We start from the raw sequence: 16,228 nt of genomic DNA on the forward strand, positions 1-16,228 counted from the left end.
GCCCCGGCTCTCAGACGGTGGGGCGCAGGCGGGCCTGGTCGATGGTGCTGCGGCCTTCCTGGGTGCCCTTGAGGAGGGCGCTGCCCTCGCGCCATTCCTTCCAGTCCATGTTCCAGTCGCCGTAGCCGTTGCCGAAGGTGTCCATGTCGTCGCCGATGCTGTTGATCACCTTGACGATGTCGCCCTCGGTGATGTTCTCGTAGAACCAGGCGGCGTTGCCGGTGCTCATGCCGGTGCAGCCGTGGCTGACGTTCTCGTAGCCCTGGGAGCCGACGGACCACGGCGCGGCGTGGACGTATTCACCACTCCAGGTGACGCGAGTGGCGTAGTAAACGGGCAGGTTGTAGTACTCGCTGCCGCCGATGCCGACGGTGTCGCCGCGCATCTGGACGAAGTACTGCTTGCCGAGTACCACCTTGACCCCGTTGCGGGTGGAGAAGCCGGGCTTTCCGGTGGTCACCGGAATGGTGTTGATCACTTCTCCGTTGCGCTTGAACGTGAGGTAGTGCGAGGAGGCGTCCGTGGTGACCTCGACGCGGTCGCCGATCTCCAGCTTCAGCGGCTTGGCCGCGGCCCCGTAGAGGTGGTCGGAGATCTTGACGCCCTCCAGGTTGCTCCGTACGGAGACCTCGGTGTTGGCGGGCCAGTACTCCTTGGGCCGGTAGTGGAGCTTCTTGTCGTCGACCCAGTACCAGGCGCCCTCGACGCCCGCGGGGGCGCTGACGAGCAGGCCCCGCTCGACGACCGCGCGGGCGGCCTTGTCCTTGACGGGTTCGCTGAGTTCGGCCGTGAGGGGCTGCCCGACGCCGTACTTGCCCGCGTCCGGGCCGAATTCGACCTGCAGGACACCTTTGGCCGGGGTGGTGTCGAAGGAGATCGTGCGCTGCCCTGGGGCGCCCTTCGCGTTCTCGGTGCTGACGGTGACCGTGTAGCGGACACCGGCGGACATCGAGACCGTGTTGTGCCAGCGGTCGCCCTTGGCGGAGAGTTCGCCCGCCAGGCGGCGGCCGTGGGTGTCCACGACCGTGACGTCGGTGATGCGTGCCTCACCCCCCTTCGTAGTGACTTCGAGGGGCTTGTCGGGGTCCACGGGGCGACCGCCGGCCGCCTGGTTGAAGGCGACTTGATCGCCCGCGTCGTACGGGCGGGCTGACAGCGGGTTGTCGTCGGACCCGCATGCGGTGGCGCCGGCCCCGAGGGACGCGACCAGCAGGGAGCAGCTGAGTACCGTCCAAAGACGCGGTGAGTGCTTCATGGGGCCAACGCTATGAAGATATGACAAATACGGCGCGCGGGGTGACTGCAAACGAGGGGCCCGGACTCCTCCGAAGAGGTGTCCGGGCCCCAGGTTCAGCGCTGATACCGGTCCTGCGACCGGCGCTTTCGGTACTACTGGTTCTGGTTCTCACCGCGGTAGTACTCGTACACCCAGCCCCACAGGCCGATCACGATGATCGGGGCCGAGAAGTACATGAGCCACCAGCCGAAGATGACACCCATGAACGCGAGCGCACCGCCGATGCCCAGCGAGAGCGGCTGCCAGCTGTGCGGGGCGAAGAACCCCAGCTCGCCCGCCTCGTCGGCGACGTCGGCCTCCAGGTTGTCCTGGGCCATCTCGTCCACGCGCTTGGCCGTGAAGGCCAGGTAGTAGCCGATCATGACGCTCAGGCCGAAGGCCAGGAAGAGCGCGGTGGTGCCGACGGGCTCCTTCGACCACACGCCGTACACGACGGCCATGATCAGGATGAAGGCCGAGAGCCAAAGGAACAGCTTGCCCTGGATCTTCACTTGCCGGCCTCCTTGCCACCGGTGACGGCCGCGGCGGCCGCGCTGTGGTCCTCGAGGTGGTCGAGGGCCGCGATCTCCGGGTGGTGCAGGTCGAACGCCGGGGACTCGGAGCGGATCCGCGGCAGGGTGAGGAAGTTGTGCCGCGGCGGCGGGCAGGACGTCGCCCACTCGAGCGAACGGCCGTAGCCCCACGGGTCGTCGACCTCGATCTTCTTGCCGTACTTCGCCGTCTTCCAGACGTTGTACATGAACGGCAGGATCGACAGGCCCAGCAGGAACGAGCTGATCGTCGAGATCGTGTTCAGGGTGGTGAAGCCGTCGGCGGCGAGGTAGTCCGCGTAACGACGCGGCATGCCCTCGGCACCCAGCCAGTGCTGCACCAGGAACGTGCCGTGGAAGCCGATGAACAGCGTCCAGAAGGTGACCTTGCCGAGGCGCTCGTCCAGCATCTTGCCCGTGAACTTCGGCCACCAGAAGTGGAAGCCGGCGAACATCGCGAACACCACGGTGCCGAAGACGACGTAGTGGAAGTGTGCGACGACGAAGTACGAGTCGGAAACGTGGAAGTCCATCGGGGGCGAGGCCAGGATGACGCCGGTCAGACCACCGAAGGTGAAGGTGACCAGGAAGCCGATCGTCCAGAGCATCGGGGTCTCGAAGGACAGCGAGCCCTTCCACATGGTGCCGATCCAGTTGAAGAACTTCACACCGGTCGGTACCGCGATCAGGAAGGTCATGAAGGAGAAGAACGGCAGCAGCACACCGCCCGTGACGTACATGTGGTGGGCCCACACGGTCACGGAGAGGCCGGCGATCGCGATCGTCGCGGCGATCAGGCCGATGTAACCGAACATCGGCTTGCGCGAGAAGACCGGGATGATCTCTGAAACGATTCCGAAGAATGGCAGCGCGATGATGTACACCTCTGGGTGTCCGAAGAACCAGAAGAGGTGTTGCCACAGCAATGCCCCGCCGTTCGAGGCGTCGAACACATGCGCACCGAACTTGCGGTCGGCCTCCAGCGCGAAGAGCGCGGCGGCCAGCACCGGGAAGGCGAGCAGGACCAGGACACCGGTCAGCAGCACGTTCCAGGTGAAGATCGGCATGCGGAACATCGTCATGCCGGGCGCGCGCATGCAGATGATCGTGGTGATGAAGTTGACCGAGCCGAGGATCGTGCCGAAGCCGGAGAAGGCCAGACCCATGATCCACATGTCGGCGCCGATGCCCGGCGAGCGGACCGCGTCCGACAGCGGGGAGTAGGCGAACCAGCCGAAGTCGGCGGCGCCGTTCGGCGTGACGAAGCCGGCCACCGCGATGGTCGAGCCGAAGAGGTACAGCCAGTACGCGAACATGTTCAGCCGCGGGAACGCCACGTCGGGCGCGCCGATCTGCAGCGGCATGATCCAGTTGGCGAATCCGGCGAAGAGCGGCGTCGCGAACATCAGCAGCATGATCGTGCCGTGCATCGTGAACGCCTGGTTGAACTGCTCGTTCGACATGATCTGCGTGCCCGGACGGGCCAGCTCGGCGCGCATGAAGAGCGCCAGGATGCCGCCGATGAGGAAGAACACGAACGAAGTGACCAGGTACATCGTGCCGATGGTCTTGTGGTCGGTAGTGGTAAGCCACTTCACGACGACATTGCCCGGCTGCTTGCGCCGTACCGGCAGCTCGTTCTCATACGAGTCGGCGGCGGCACCCTGAGATTCGTTGAGGATGCTCACAGTTTGTTCGTCTCCGCATTCCGGGCCGGGTCAGTCTGCTTGATGCCGGCCGGGAGGAAGCCGGTCTGCCCCTTCTCGGCCAGTTCCTTGAGGTGCGCCCGGTATTCCTCGGGCGAGACGACGTTGACGTTGAAGAGCATCCGGGAGTGGTCGACACCGCAGAGCTCGGCGCACTTGCCCATGAAGACACCCTCTTGCGAAGGAATGACCTCGAAGACATTGGTGTGGCCCGGGATGACGTCCTGCTTGAAGAGGAACGGGACCACCCAGAAGGAGTGGATGACGTCGTTCGACGACAGGATGAAGCGGACCTTCTCGCCCTTGGGCAGCCACAGGGTCGGCCCCGGGTTGCCCGTCTGCGGGTTCTGGTCGCCCGGGACGCCCTTCTCGTAGACGCCTTCGGCGCCCAGCGGGAAGTCCTTGGTGAAACGGTCCGGGATGTTGGCGAGCGCCTTGGGAACCTCGCCCGCCTTCGGGGTCGCACCGTCGCCGTCGACGTTCTCGACGTAGTTGAAGCCCCAGCTCCACTGGAAGCCGACCACGTTGATCGTGTGCGCCGGCTTGGTGAGCGCGAGCAGCTTCGACTCGTCACGCGCGGTGAAGTAGAAGAGCACCGAGACGATGATGAGCGGGACCACGGTGTACAGCGCCTCGATGGGCATGTTGTACCGGGTCTGCGGGGGAACCTCCACCTTCGTCCGGCTGCGCCGGTGGAAGATGATGCTCCAGATGATCAGGCCCCAGACCAGGATGCCCGTGATGAGAGCAGCTGCCCACGACCCCTGCCACAGGGACAGGATGCGAGGCGCCTCCTCCGTGACCGGATAGGGCATTCCGAGGCGGGGGAAGTCTTGCCAGTTGTACGAGCAACCAGTGGCGGTCGCCAGGACCGCGCCCGCAGTCAGCGCCTGGAGCAGCTTCCGCCGCATCGGGCGCCGCGGCGAGCGGTCGGAGCCGTAGGGACTCACGTAGCGCCTTCCCGAGAGTCTCGGCCCGCGCGGCCGGCCGCGGCCGTGTTCGGGTCGGTCGCCGGCCCTGACGCAGGCAGGGGTTTGGATGTTTATGCGGACCAAACCCTACTGGACGCTATTTGGGGTCGCGCGGGGAGGGTGCCCAACGCGCCGCTACTGCCCCCGAAGGGATGGATCCGCCGTACGGGGGACGGCGCGAATGGCCGTGAATGGTGGGCTCCGGGGCACATCTGACGCCCCCTGACCTCGTACGCGTCCGGGCTCCGTCCCGCCCGTCTCCCGGCCGCCACCCCTCAACAGCGCTCCCCCGGACCCGTCCGGAGGACCCCCGGCCGAGCCCCTGCCTTACCGTGACCGGATGCCGTACTTCGACAGCGCGTCCGCCGCTCCCCTGCACCCCGTGGCCCGGCAGGCGTTGCAGGCCTCCCTCGACGAGGGCTGGGCCGATCCGGCCCGGCTGTACCGGGAGGGCAGGAGGGCCCGGCTGCTGCTGGACGCGGCGCGGGAGGCGGCCGCGGAGGCGGTGGGATGCCGGGCCGACGAGCTCGTGTTCACTCCTTCGGGGACGCACGCGGTTCACACGGGGGTGGCGGGGGTCCTCGCGGGCCGTCGGCGGATCGGCGGGCATCTGGTCGTATCAGCGGTCGAACACAGTTCTGTACTCCACGCGGCGGAGGCGCACGAGGCGCGCGGCGGGACGGTGACCGAGGTTCAGGTGGACCGTACGGGCGCCGTGACGGCGGCGGGTTACCGCGAGGCCGTGGGGGCGTCGACCGCGCTGGCCTGCCTCCAGTCCGCCAACCACGAGGTGGGCACGGTCCAGCCGGTGGCGGAGGTCGCCGAGGTCTGCGCGGAAGCGGGGGTACCGCTGCTGGTGGACGCGGCGCAGTCGCTGGGCTGGGGGCCGGTGGAAGGCGCCTGGTCCGTCCTGGCGGCGAGCGCGCACAAGTGGGGCGGCCCGCCGGGGGTCGGCCTGCTGGCAGTGCGCAAGGGGGTCCGCTTCTCGCCCCAAGGCCCCACGGACGAACGGGAGTCGGGCCGCTCCCCCGGCTTCGCGAACCTCCCCGCGATCGTGGCGGCCGCGGCGTCCTTGCGTGCCGTACGGGCCGAAGCCGACGCGGAGGCGGCCCGGCTGCGGATCCTGGTGGACCGGATCCGGCGCCGGGTGGTCCGGCTCGTCCCGGACGTGGACGTGGTGGGCGACCCGGACCGCAGGCTTCCGCATCTGGTCACCTTCTCCTGCCTGTACGTCGACGGGGAGGTCCTGCTCCACGAACTGGACCAGGCGGGCTTCTCGGTCAATTCGGGCTCGTCCTGCACCAGCTCCACGCTGACCCCGAGTCATGTGCTCCGGGCGATGGGGGTGCTGTCAGAGGGGAACGTACGGGTCTCGCTGCCGCCGGGGACGTCCGCGGAGGAGGTGAACGCGTTCCTGGAGGTGCTGCCGGGTGCGGTGGCGGGGGTACGGGACCGGCTGGGGGTGACGGCCCCCGAGCCGGCGGCCCCGGAGGCCGACGCGGTCGAGGTCGACGCGCTCGGGCTGCGCTGCCCGCAGCCGGTGATCGAGCTGGCCCGCGCCATCGGGCGGGTGCCGGTGGGCGGCACGGTGACCGTCCTGTCGGACGACGAGGTGGCCCGGCTGGACATCCCGGCGTGGTGCGGGATGCGCGGGCACGCCTACCTGGGCGAGGCCCCTGTCCCGGGGGGCGTGGCGTACCGGGTCCGCCGAACCGTCTGACCCCGTCGGCCCGGACTCGGACCCGGTCGGTCCGGGCTCGGACCCGGTCGGTCCGGGCTCGGACCCGGTCGGTCCGGGCTCGGACCCGGTCGGTCCGGGCTCGGACCCGGTCGGTCCGGGCTCGGACCCGGTGGGGCTGGGGCGGGCCCGGGGCTCACATATCGGCGGGGCCGGACGGTGCGGCGGAGCCGCGGGGGCGGCGGGGGTGGGCCCCGCCGCCCGGGCACGGCGGCGCCTAGGACAGGTGGGCGCGGACCTCCGCCGCCGCCTCGTCGCCGTAGGCCTTGGTGAAGCGCTCCATGAAGTGGGCCCGGGCCAGGGTGTACTCCTGGGTGCCGAGCGTCTCGATGACCAGCGTCGCGAGCATGCAGCCCAGCTGGGCGGCGCGCTCCAGGCCGACGCCCCAGCTCAGCCCGGTCAGGAACCCGGCACGGAACGCGTCGCCGACACCCGTCGGGTCGACCTTCGCGTTCTCCTCGGGGCAGCCGACCTCGATCGGGTCCTCGCCCGCGCGCTCGATCCGCACGCCCTGCGAGCCCAGCGTGGTCACCCGCGTGCCGACCTTCGCGAGGATCTCCGCGTCCGTCCAGCCCGACTTCGACTCGATGAGGCCCTTCTCGTACTCGTTCGAGAAGAGGTACGTCGCGCCCTCCATCAGGGTGCGGATGTTGTCGCCGTCCATCCGGGCGATCTGCTGCGAGAAGTCGGCGGCGAAGGGGATCCCGCGCGTGCGGCACTCCTCCGTGTGGCGCAGCATCGCCTCGGGGTCGTCCGCGCCGATCAGGACCAGGTCCAGCCCGCCCACGCGGTCGGCGACGGACTTCAGCTCGATCAGGCGGGCCTCGCTCATCGCGCCCGTGTAGAAGGAGCCGATCTGGTTGTGGTCGGAGTCCGTGGTGCACACGAAGCGCGCGGTGTGCAGGACCTCGGAGATCCGGACGGACTCGGTGTCGACGCCGTGCCGGTCCAGCCAGGCGCGGTACTCGTCGAAGTCGGAGCCGGCGGCCCCGACCAGGACCGGGCGGCTGCCGAGCTGCCCCATTCCGAAGCAGATGTTCGGGCCGACACCGCCCCGCCGGACGTCGAGGTTGTCGACGAGGAAGGAGAGGGAGACCGTGTGCAGCTGGTCCGCGACCAGCTGGTCGGCGAATCGGCCGGGGAAGGTCATGAGGTGGTCGGTGGCGATGGAGCCGGTGACTGCGATGCGCACGGCGTGGACGCTCCTGCGGAGGACGGCAAGGGGACAGTCAAAACTACCCGGTCCAGGGCCCCGGGCCGAACGGCTGAAACTACCCCGTAGTAGCTCTTTCTTCACGAGAGGCACGGTGCCTACGGTGCCTTCATGACCTATACCGACGACTACGGCTACTCCGAGTACACCTCCGACGCGCGCGTCGCGGAAGGCCCTCGGCGGCCCGGCTTCGCACGCCTGCTGGGCGACTGTGCCCGGATGGCCCCGCACTGGGCGGTCCCGGCGGGCCCGCGCCCGGTCCGCGTGGCGCCCTCGCAGATCCACGGGATCAGCGTCCCGCCGGCCTCGGCGCGGCTGATCGCCGCCACCGCCGCGTACGGGGACCAGTAAGGGAGCCGGACAAGGGAACCGGTTGCGCGTCTGTTCCGTCACACCCGCATCAGGCAGGACGGAACAGGTGAAGGAGCGATGCGGTGACCAGCGAAGAACCCGGCACATCAGGCGGCACACGACGGCGGCCGTCCTGGGCCATCGGCTCGATCGCGGCCGCCGTCCTGCTGACCGGCGGCGGTACCGCGTACTGGGCGTCCACCGCGCACGGGGACGCCTCGGGCGACCGTACGAAGAGCAGCGCGGCCTCGGCGCCCCGCGACGCGGGCAGTCCCACGGGGCCCGGCATCGCGCCCGGGGAGCCCGACCCGTCCGGTGGCGGTGTGGTCTACCGGGCCGACGTCCCGCTTCCGGAGGCGCCGGCGTCCGCACCCGGCTACACCGCGTCGGGCGAGGTCACCTCCGCCGAGGTGGCCCGCCTCGCAGCGGCCCTGGGGATCACGGGCGCGCCGCAGCTGAACGGGGACGTCTGGGTGGCCGGGGAGGCCGCCGACGGCTCCGGGCCCCGGCTCACGGTGACCCGTACGGCACCGGGGACCTGGAACTTCAACCGCTTCCAGGTGCAGGGCAACGGCGCCGGGGACGACTGCAAGCGCGGCAAGGACACCTGCGGCCCCGCCACCCTGCCGAAGGACGCGGGGAACGCGGCTTCCGGCAAGCCGGTGTCCGAGGAGGCCGCCAAGGCCGCCGCGAGCCCGGTGCTGGCCGCCGTCGGCCAGGAGGGGGCGAAGCTCGACGCCCGGCTCACCCAGGACGCGGTGAGGGTGGTGACCGCGGACCCGGTGATCGGCGGGCTCCCCACCCAGGGGTGGTCCACCAAGGTGAGCGTGGCCGCCGACGCGTCGGTGGTGGCGGGCAGCGGCGAGCTGAAGGCCCCGGTACGGGCGGCCGACCAGCAGGTGGTCGGCGCCGTGGAGGCGCTGGCCCGGCTGAACGCGAAGTCGGGCGGTTCGGACGGCACCGGCACGGGCCCCAGCGGCTGCGCGACCTCGGTCCCGCTGGATCCGGACAATCCGGTGGGGCCCACGGACACGCCGCCGTGCAACCCGGAGCCGCGGCCGATGAAGCCGCCGCGCACGGAGACGGTCAAGGGCGCCGTGCTCGGCCTGGCCCCCGGGACGGTGGACGGGGCGCGCGGTATGGTCCCGGCCTGGCTCTTCGAGGTGGCGGGTCAGGGCGGCGCGCCCAGCCACACGGTGGCCCAGCCGGCCGCCGCGCAGGAGACCACCCCCGGCCCGAAGAACGGCCGTACGGTGCCCGGATTCTCGTACGCGCAGGCCGACCGGAAGCTGACGGTCAACTTCTGGGGCAGCGTGTGCAGCACCTACGCCCTGGAGGCCCGTGAGGAGGCCGCGTCGGTCCTGGTGAAGATCACGGACACCCCGAACCAGCCCGGCCAGGCGTGCATCATGCTCGCCCAGGAGATGTCCGCGACGGCGACGCTCCAGCAGCCGCTGGGCGACCGGAAGGTGATCGACGCCACCACGGGCAAGCCGCTTCCCCGGCAGTAGCTCGGCGGAGATGCGGCGAGGGCCCGCCTCCGGTCGGATGCGACCGGAGGCGGGCCCTCGTCGTGCGGCGTGGAGCCGGCTTAGCTGAACGAGTCGCCGCAGGCGCAGGAGCCGGTGGCGTTCGGGTTGTCGATCGTGAAGCCCTGCTTCTCGATGGTGTCGACGAAGTCGATCGAGGCGCCGTGCAGGTACGGGGAGCTCATCCGGTCGGTGACGACCTTCACACCGTCGAAGTCCTTCACGACGTCGCCGTCGAGGGAGCGCTCGTCGAAGAAGAGCTGGTAGCGCAGGCCGGAGCAGCCACCGGGCTGGACGGCGACGCGCAGCGCCAGGTCATCGCGGCCTTCCTGCTCCAGCAGGGTCCTGACCTTCTCGGCGGCGGCGTCGGACAGGAGGATGCCGTCGCTCACAGTGGTCTTGTCGTCCTGTACGGACATCTGCATTCACTCCCGAAGTGGGCGGCTCCCCGCCGGAGGCAGGGAAACGTCGGACTCTTGCCGTCGGTGGCAACGAGCGGGACCGCGGATTCATTCCGGGACCCGACGCTTGTTTCAGATATTCATGCTCGCACACCGCGGGACGGGCGGGCCGGCGCATCGACGGGCTGATGCGTCACATTGACACTATCGGCATCGTCAAAGTGACGTGAAGAGGTTATGATAGATAACGTCAAATAGACGAGAAGTCGTAGCGATACCTCCAGAAGTCCCCCTTGTCGCAGAACAGAAAGGGTGCGTGTCGTGACCACCGCCCAGCCTTTGGACGTCCAGCCGACGCCCCTTGCCCTGCTGCTGCTCGGCCGTGAGGCCGACCCCAAGAGCGAGCGCGGGGTGGAGTGCCCCGGCGACCTTCCCTCGCCGTCGGACCCGGACCTCGTGGCGCGTGCCCGCGCGGCCAAGGAGAAGCTCGGGGACAAGGTCTTCATCCTGGGCCACCACTACCAGCGTGACGAGGTCATCGAGTTCGCCGACGTCACCGGCGACTCCTTCAAGCTGGCCAAGGACGCGGCCGCCAAGCCGGAGGCCGAGTACATCGTCTTCTGCGGCGTGCACTTCATGGCCGAGTCCGCGGACATCCTGACCTCGGACGACCAGAAGGTCGTCCTGCCGGACCTGGCCGCCGGCTGCTCGATGGCCGACATGGCCACCGCCGAGCAGGTCGCGGAGTGCTGGGACGTGCTGACCGAGGCCGGTGTCGCCGGTGCGACGGTCCCCGTCTCGTACATGAACTCCTCCGCCGACATCAAGGCCTTCACCGGCAAGCACGGCGGCACGATCTGTACGTCGTCCAACGCGAAGAAGGCCCTGGAGTGGGCCTTCGAGCAGGGCGAGAAGGTGCTCTTCCTCCCGGACCAGCACCTGGGCCGCAACACCGCCGTCCGCGACATGGGCATGTCCCTGGACGACTGCGTGCTCTACAACCCGCACAAGCCGAACGGCGGCCTGACCGCCGAGCAGCTGCGGAACGCCAAGATGATCCTGTGGCGCGGGCACTGCTCGGTCCACGGGCGGTTCTCGGTCGACTCGGTCAACGACGTCCGCGCCCGCATCCCCGGCGTGAACGTCCTGGTGCACCCCGAGTGCAAGCACGAGGTCGTCGCGGCCGCGGACTACGTCGGCTCGACGGAGTACATCATCAAGGCGCTGGAGGCGGCCCCGGCCGGCTCCAAGTGGGCCATCGGCACCGAGCTGAACCTGGTCCGCCGCCTGGCGAACCGTTTCGCCGCGGAGGACAAGGAGGTCGTCTTCCTCGACAAGACGGTCTGCTTCTGCTCGACGATGAACCGCATCGACCTCCCCCACCTGGTGTGGACCCTGGAGTCCCTGGCCGAGGGGAACCTCGTCAACCAGATCCAGGTCGACAAGGAGACGGAGAGCTTCGCGAAGCTCGCGCTGGAGCGGATGCTCGCGCTGCCGTAGCCGCACGCGGACAGGGGCGCCCGGGATGTCCCGGGCGCCCCTGTCCTGTTGGAGCGGTCAGACCGTGGCCGGCGTCTCGTCGTCCTGGGCGGACGACTGTGCCGGGACCACCGTCAGACGGGCCTCGCGCTTGGCCGTCCGCTTCGCGCGGCGGCGCTCCTTGCCCAGTTCCACCATCGTGTAGAGGGTCGGCACCAGGAGCAGCGTCAGCAGGGTCGAGCTGACCAGGCCGCCGATCACCACGACCGCGAGCGGCTGGGAGATGAAGCCGCCCTCCCCGGTGACGCCCAGCGCCATCGGGAGCAGCGCGAAGATCGTCGCCAGGGCCGTCATCAGGATCGGGCGCAGGCGGTGCCGGCCGCCCTCGATGACCGCTTCGACGACGCCCAGGCCCTGGGCGCGGTACTGGTTGACCAGGTCGATCAGGACGATCGCGTTGGTCACGACGATGCCGATGAGCATCAGCATGCCGATCATCGCCGGGACGCCCATCGGGGTGCCGGTGGCGATCAGCAGGCCGAGCGCGCCGGTCGCCGCGAACGGGATGGAGACCAGCAGGATCAGCGGCTGGATCAGCGAGCGGAACGTCGCGACCAGCAGCATGAACACGATCGCGATGGCCGCGAGCATGGCCAGGCCGAGCGAGCCGAAGGCCTCGTCCTGGTCCTCCGAGACGCCGCCGATGGAGGCCGTGGCGCCCTCCGGCAGGTCCAGGGCCTTGAGCTTCGTCTGGAGCTCGGAGCTGACCGCGCCCGTGTTGTCGCCGACCGGCTTCGCGGTGACGGTGGCGGCGCGGGCGCCGTCGATCCGGGTCATCGCGACCGGTCCGGGGACCACCTTGACCTCGGCGATGTCGCCGAGCTTGAGCGGGCCGACGGGGAGGGCCTGCAGCTGCGCCAGGGTGGTGGCCGGCTGGGCGGACTTGATGACGATGTCCCGTTCGGTGTTGTCCAGGACGGCCTTGCCCGCCGGGTTGCCCCGTACGGCCTGCGCGACGATCGCGCCGAGCGCGGCCTGGTTCAGGCCGGCGTCCGCCGCCTTGGGCGTGGCGGTCACCGAGATCCGGGGCACGGACTGGGAGAGGTCGCTCTGGACGTCGGTGACGTTCTTCAGCGTGGCCACCTCGGCCCGCACCTGCTCGGCGGCCTTGGCGAGGACCTCGCCGTCACCGGCCTTGACGACCACGCTGAGGTTCTGGTTGCCGAAGCCGTCGCCCGACGCGATACGGGTCTCGCCGATGCCGTCGAGCGCGGCCAGCTTGCCCTCGATCTGCTCCTTGACGCTGTCCGCCTTGCCGGAGTCCTTCAGGGTGACCTGGTACGAGGCCTGGTTGGAGCCCGTACCGCCGCCGAAGGCCGCGAGGAAGCCGGAGGAGCCGACGGTGACCTGGTAGCTCTTGACGCCGTCGACCTGGGCCAGCGCTCCCTCGACCTTGCGGCTCGCCTCGTCGGAGGCGGCCAGCGAGGTGCCGGGGGCCAGCTCCTGCTTGATGGTCAGGACTTCCTGCTCGCCCTTGTCGAAGAAGTTGGTCTTCAGCAGCGGGGTCATCCCGAAGGTGCCGACGAGGACGACGACCGCGATCACCACACTGGTCAGGCGACGGCGGGTGGCGAAGCCCAGGACGCGGACGTAGAGCTTCTGCAGGCGGCTGCGCGCCTCCTTCTCCTCGGCCTCGCGCCGCGCCCGGGCGGCGCTCTCGGCGTCCCCTGCGCTCACGCCCTTCGGGGTGCTCATGAACCAGTACGACAGCACCGGCACCACGGTGAGCGAGACGAGCAGCGAGGCCAGCAGGGAGGCGGTGACGGTGAGCGAGAAGGAGCCGAAGAGCTCGCCGATCATGCCGCCGGTGAGGCCGATCGGCAGGAAGACGGCGACGGTGGTGAGCGTGGAGGAGGTGACCGCGCCCGCCACCTCCTTGACGGCGGTGAGGATGGCCTGTTCGCGCTCCTCGCCGTAGCCGAGGTGGCGCTTGATGTTCTCCAGGACCACGATCGAGTCGTCGACGACACGGCCGATGGCGATGGTGAGGGCGCCCAGCGTCAGCATGTTGAGCGACAGGTCGCGGGTCCAGAGCACGATGAGCGCGAGGACGACGGACAGCGGGATGGAGACCGCGGTGACCAGCGTCGAGCGCAGCGAGCCCAGGAAGACCAGGATCACGATCACCGCGAAGAGCAGGCCGAGCAGGCCCTCGGTGGTGAGGCTGGAGATGGACTTGGCGACGGCCGGGCCCTGGTCGCTGACGACGTTCAGGTCGGCGCCGGAGCCGAGGGTGGAACGCAGCTCGGGGAGCTTGTCCTTGACGGCGTCCGAGATGGCGACGGCGCTGCCGTCCTTGTCCATGGTGAGGACGAGGGCGAGGCTGGGCTTGCCGTTGGTCCGGGTGATGGAGACGGCCTTGGCGGCCTCCTGCTTCACGGTGGCGACGTCGCCGAGCCGGACCGCCGGCTTGCCCGGTGCGGGGCTCAGGCGCAGGTCCTCCACCTGGGCGAGGGAGGTGAAGCCGGCGCCGACGCGGACGGTCCGGTTCTTGCCCTCCTCGTCGAAGGAGCCGGCCGGCACGGTCGCGCCGCCCGCCTGGAGGCCCTGGGCGAGGGCGGCGCCGTCGAGGCCTGCGGCCGCGAGCTTGGCGTTGTCGGGGGTGACGGTGACCTGGAGGTCCTGGACGCCGTCGACGGTGACCTGGCCGACGCCCTCGATGTCCGAGAGGACGGGGACGACGGAGCGCTCCAGCTGGTCGGCGAGGGCCTGCTGGTCCTTGCCGGAGGTGACGGCGAGGATGACGGTCGGGATGTCGTCGGTGGAACCGGCCACCACCTGCGGGTCCACCTCGGCGGGCAGCCGGACGCGGGCCCGGTTGACGGCCTGCTGGACGTCGGCGACGAGCTGCTTGGTGCCGCTGTCGCCGTAGTCGAAGGTGGCCATGATGAGAGCGTTGCCCTCGCTGGCGGTGGAGGTGATGCCGGTGATGCCGTCGACGCCCTTGAGCATGGCCTCGATCGGTTCGACGACCTGCTTCTCCACCACGTCGGGCGAGGCGCCCTGGTACGGCGCGAGCACGGAGACCATCGGGAGTTCGATGGAGGGCAGCAGCTGCTGCTTGAGCTGCGGGATGGCTATGGCGCCGAAGAGGAGCGCGACGATCGACACGAGGCCGATCAACGCCCTTTGGGCAAGGCTGAAGCGGGACAGCCAGGACATGGGTATGAGATCTCTCTGCAGTGGCGAACGCGAGGGCAGTTTCAGCCTTTCGTACGCCGCGGCGCGATTGCGTCGCTCGCAGGTCCTGTCCTTATCTGCGGCATACCGCGTCCGCAGTACGCCGCACTACTCCGTACAGATCCGTACTGCCCCGCACTGCCCCGTACCGCCGCCCGCTATTCGGCGCGCGGCCGGACCAGTCCCGATTCGTAGGCAATGACCACCAATTGGGCACGGTCGCGGGCGCCGAGCTTGGCCATGGCCCGGTTCACGTGGGTCTTGACGGTGAGGGGGCTGACTTCCAGCCGTCCGGCGATCCCGTCGTTGGACAGCCCCGCGGCGACGTGTACGAGGACCTCGCGCTCCCGGACGGTCAGCGCGGCGAGCCGCTGCGCGTGCGATCCGGCGGCGGCCGCGGCGGCGGCCGGGTCCGCGCCGCCGCCCTGGGCGAGGAAGGTGGCGATGAGCCCCTTGGTGGCGGCCGGGGAGAGCAGGGCCTCGCCGGCGTGCGCGACCCGGATGGCGCTCAGGAGGTCCTCGGGCTCGGCGCCCTTGCCGAGGAAGCCGGAGGCGCCGGCCCGCAGGGCGGCGGCGACGTACTCGTCGACCTCGAAGGTCGTCAGCATCACCACGCGCACGGCGGCGAGTTCCGGATCGCGGCTGATCATGCGGGTGGCGGCGAGCCCGTCGGTGCCGGGCATCCGGATGTCCATCAGCACGACGTCGGCGCGCGTCCGCCGGGCGAGCTCGTAGGCCTGCGCCCCGTCGGAGGCCTCCCCGACGACCTCCATGTCGGGCTCGGAGTCCACGAGCACCTTGAAGGCGCTGCGCAGCAGAGCCTGGTCGTCGGCGAGCAGGACCTTGATCGGTGCGCCGGGCGCGGGGGTCTGGTCCGTCGGAGTGTGGTCCACGGGGTGAGGGTACGCGGGCCCGCGCGGCCGGGCCGGGTCAGCCCAGGGCGAGGACGATCAGGGCGGTGGTCGCGGAGACCTCGGCCAGGGCTCCGAAGACGTCGCCGGTGACCCCGTCGAAGCGGCGGACGCAGCGGCGCAGCAGCAGTTCCGCGGCGAGCAGGGCGGCCAGGACCGCGGCCGCGTGCCGGCCGGCGGCCGGGAGGCCCAGCGGGAGGGCGGCCGTGGCGGCCAGCGCCACGGTCAGGGCGGCGATCACGGTGGCCGCGGCGTGCGGGACCACCCCGGCGACCGCCGCGCCGAGTCCCTCGGGGCGGGCGGGAGGGACTCCTTCGCGGGAGGCGAGGGTCATGGCGAGGCGGGCGGTCACGGCGGCGGTCACGGCGGCGAGGGCGCCGCGGATCCAGCTGTCGGCGTACACGTCGGACAGGGCGGCCACCTGCACCAGCATCGTGATCACCAGGGCCACGACGCCGAAGGGGCCGATGTCGGACTGCTTCATGATCCGCAGCGCGTCCTCTGCCGGTTTGGCGCTGCCCAGGCCGTCCGCCGTGTCGGCGAGTCCGTCCAGGTGCAGGCCCCGGGTCAGCGCGGCCGGTACGGCGACGGTGACGGCCGCGGCGAGCAGCGGGCCCCCGCCGAGTACGAGCAGGAGCACCCCGGGCACGGTGGCGAGCACGCCCACGACCAGCCCGGCGAGCGGTGCGCAGGCCATGCCGGTGCGTGCGGCGGGGCGGTCCCACCGGGTGATGCGGGCGGGCAGCACGGTCAGGGTGCCGAACGCGAAGCGGACGCCGTCGGGGAACGAGGCGCGTTCCGGGGGCGGCGTCAGGATCGGATCATCGAACGAATCTGTCATCGGCGCGAACGCTACCCGCTC

General features: G+C 70.3%; 13 protein-coding genes. 4 read left to right on the forward strand and 9 right to left on the reverse strand.

Annotation, left to right across the window (positions count from 1 at the left end):
* Window positions 1–10 precede the first annotated feature (10 nt).
* The 4 genes from OG737_RS07165 to coxB all read right to left on the reverse strand — a co-directional run bounded on the left by OG737_RS07165 (window position 11) and on the right by coxB (window position 4,483).
* The gene (locus tag OG737_RS07165) at window positions 11–1,255 is read right to left on the reverse strand and encodes an Ig-like domain-containing protein (protein ID WP_328925292.1); all 1,245 of its coding nucleotides are present in this window, start codon (window positions 1,253–1,255) and stop codon (window positions 11–13) included.
* A gap of 134 nt (window positions 1,256–1,389) precedes the next feature.
* Window positions 1,390–1,788 (reverse strand): cytochrome c oxidase subunit 4, encoded by a 399-nt coding sequence (locus OG737_RS07170; protein ID WP_328925293.1) that lies wholly within the window; start codon window positions 1,786–1,788, stop codon window positions 1,390–1,392.
* Window positions 1,785–3,515 (reverse strand): cytochrome c oxidase subunit I, encoded by a 1,731-nt coding sequence (gene ctaD, locus OG737_RS07175; protein WP_405921306.1) that lies wholly within the window; start codon window positions 3,513–3,515, stop codon window positions 1,785–1,787. The genes OG737_RS07170 and ctaD overlap by 4 nt, the downstream gene beginning before the upstream one ends.
* On the reverse strand, window positions 3,512–4,483 hold the full coding sequence (gene coxB, locus OG737_RS07180) for a cytochrome c oxidase subunit II (protein ID WP_405921307.1): 972 nt from the start codon (window positions 4,481–4,483) through the stop codon (window positions 3,512–3,514). The genes ctaD and coxB overlap by 4 nt, the downstream gene beginning before the upstream one ends.
* A gap of 361 nt (window positions 4,484–4,844) precedes the next feature.
* Here coxB and OG737_RS07185 point away from each other — a divergent pair, with 361 nt between their 5' ends.
* A complete protein-coding gene (locus OG737_RS07185) occupies window positions 4,845–6,224 on the forward strand; it encodes a cysteine desulfurase/sulfurtransferase TusA family protein (protein ID WP_405921308.1) in 1,380 nt (459 codons plus the stop codon).
* A gap of 235 nt (window positions 6,225–6,459) precedes the next feature.
* On the opposite strand, the gene OG737_RS07190 is transcribed toward OG737_RS07185, so the two are convergent.
* Window positions 6,460–7,434, reverse strand: coding sequence for a carbohydrate kinase family protein (locus tag OG737_RS07190; RefSeq protein ID WP_328925297.1), 975 nt, complete (start codon window positions 7,432–7,434; stop codon window positions 6,460–6,462).
* 132 nt (window positions 7,435–7,566) lie between these two features.
* On the opposite strand from OG737_RS07190, the gene OG737_RS07195 reads away from it, so the two are divergent.
* Both OG737_RS07195 and OG737_RS07200 read left to right on the forward strand, forming a co-directional pair.
* A complete protein-coding gene (locus tag OG737_RS07195; protein ID WP_328925298.1) occupies window positions 7,567–7,806 on the forward strand; it encodes a hypothetical protein in 240 nt (79 codons plus the stop codon).
* Window positions 7,807–7,889: 83 nt separating this feature from the next.
* Window positions 7,890–9,317, forward strand: coding sequence for a hypothetical protein (locus OG737_RS07200; protein WP_405921309.1), 1,428 nt, complete (start codon window positions 7,890–7,892; stop codon window positions 9,315–9,317).
* 80 nt (window positions 9,318–9,397) lie between these two features.
* Here the strand turns inward: OG737_RS07200 and erpA are convergent, their stop codons facing one another.
* Entirely contained in the window at window positions 9,398–9,754 is a 357-nt protein-coding gene (erpA, locus tag OG737_RS07205) for an iron-sulfur cluster insertion protein ErpA (protein ID WP_030010511.1), read from the reverse strand.
* Window positions 9,755–10,048: 294 nt separating this feature from the next.
* On the opposite strand from erpA, the gene nadA reads away from it, so the two are divergent.
* A complete protein-coding gene (gene nadA, locus OG737_RS07210) occupies window positions 10,049–11,236 on the forward strand; it encodes a quinolinate synthase NadA (RefSeq protein WP_266577638.1) in 1,188 nt (395 codons plus the stop codon).
* A 57-nt stretch (window positions 11,237–11,293) separates the two neighbouring features.
* Here the strand turns inward: nadA and OG737_RS07215 are convergent, their stop codons facing one another.
* The 3 genes from OG737_RS07215 to cobS all read right to left on the reverse strand — a co-directional run bounded on the left by OG737_RS07215 (window position 11,294) and on the right by cobS (window position 16,207).
* Window positions 11,294–14,437 carry an efflux RND transporter permease subunit gene (locus OG737_RS07215; protein WP_405921310.1) on the reverse strand — a complete coding sequence of 1,048 codons (3,144 nt, stop codon included), beginning with the start codon at window positions 14,435–14,437 and terminating at the stop codon, window positions 11,294–11,296.
* A gap of 176 nt (window positions 14,438–14,613) precedes the next feature.
* On the reverse strand, window positions 14,614–15,348 hold the full coding sequence (locus OG737_RS07220) for a response regulator transcription factor (protein ID WP_328925301.1): 735 nt from the start codon (window positions 15,346–15,348) through the stop codon (window positions 14,614–14,616).
* Window positions 15,349–15,385: 37 nt separating this feature from the next.
* Complete coding sequence (gene cobS, locus OG737_RS07225; RefSeq protein ID WP_328925302.1) at window positions 15,386–16,207, reverse strand: adenosylcobinamide-GDP ribazoletransferase; 822 nt, start codon at window positions 16,205–16,207, stop codon at window positions 15,386–15,388.
* Window positions 16,208–16,228 lie beyond the last annotated feature (21 nt).

The sequence above is a fragment of the Streptomyces sp. NBC_00122 genome, assembly GCF_045160845.1.
GTDB lineage: Bacteria > Actinomycetota > Actinomycetes > Streptomycetales > Streptomycetaceae > Streptomyces.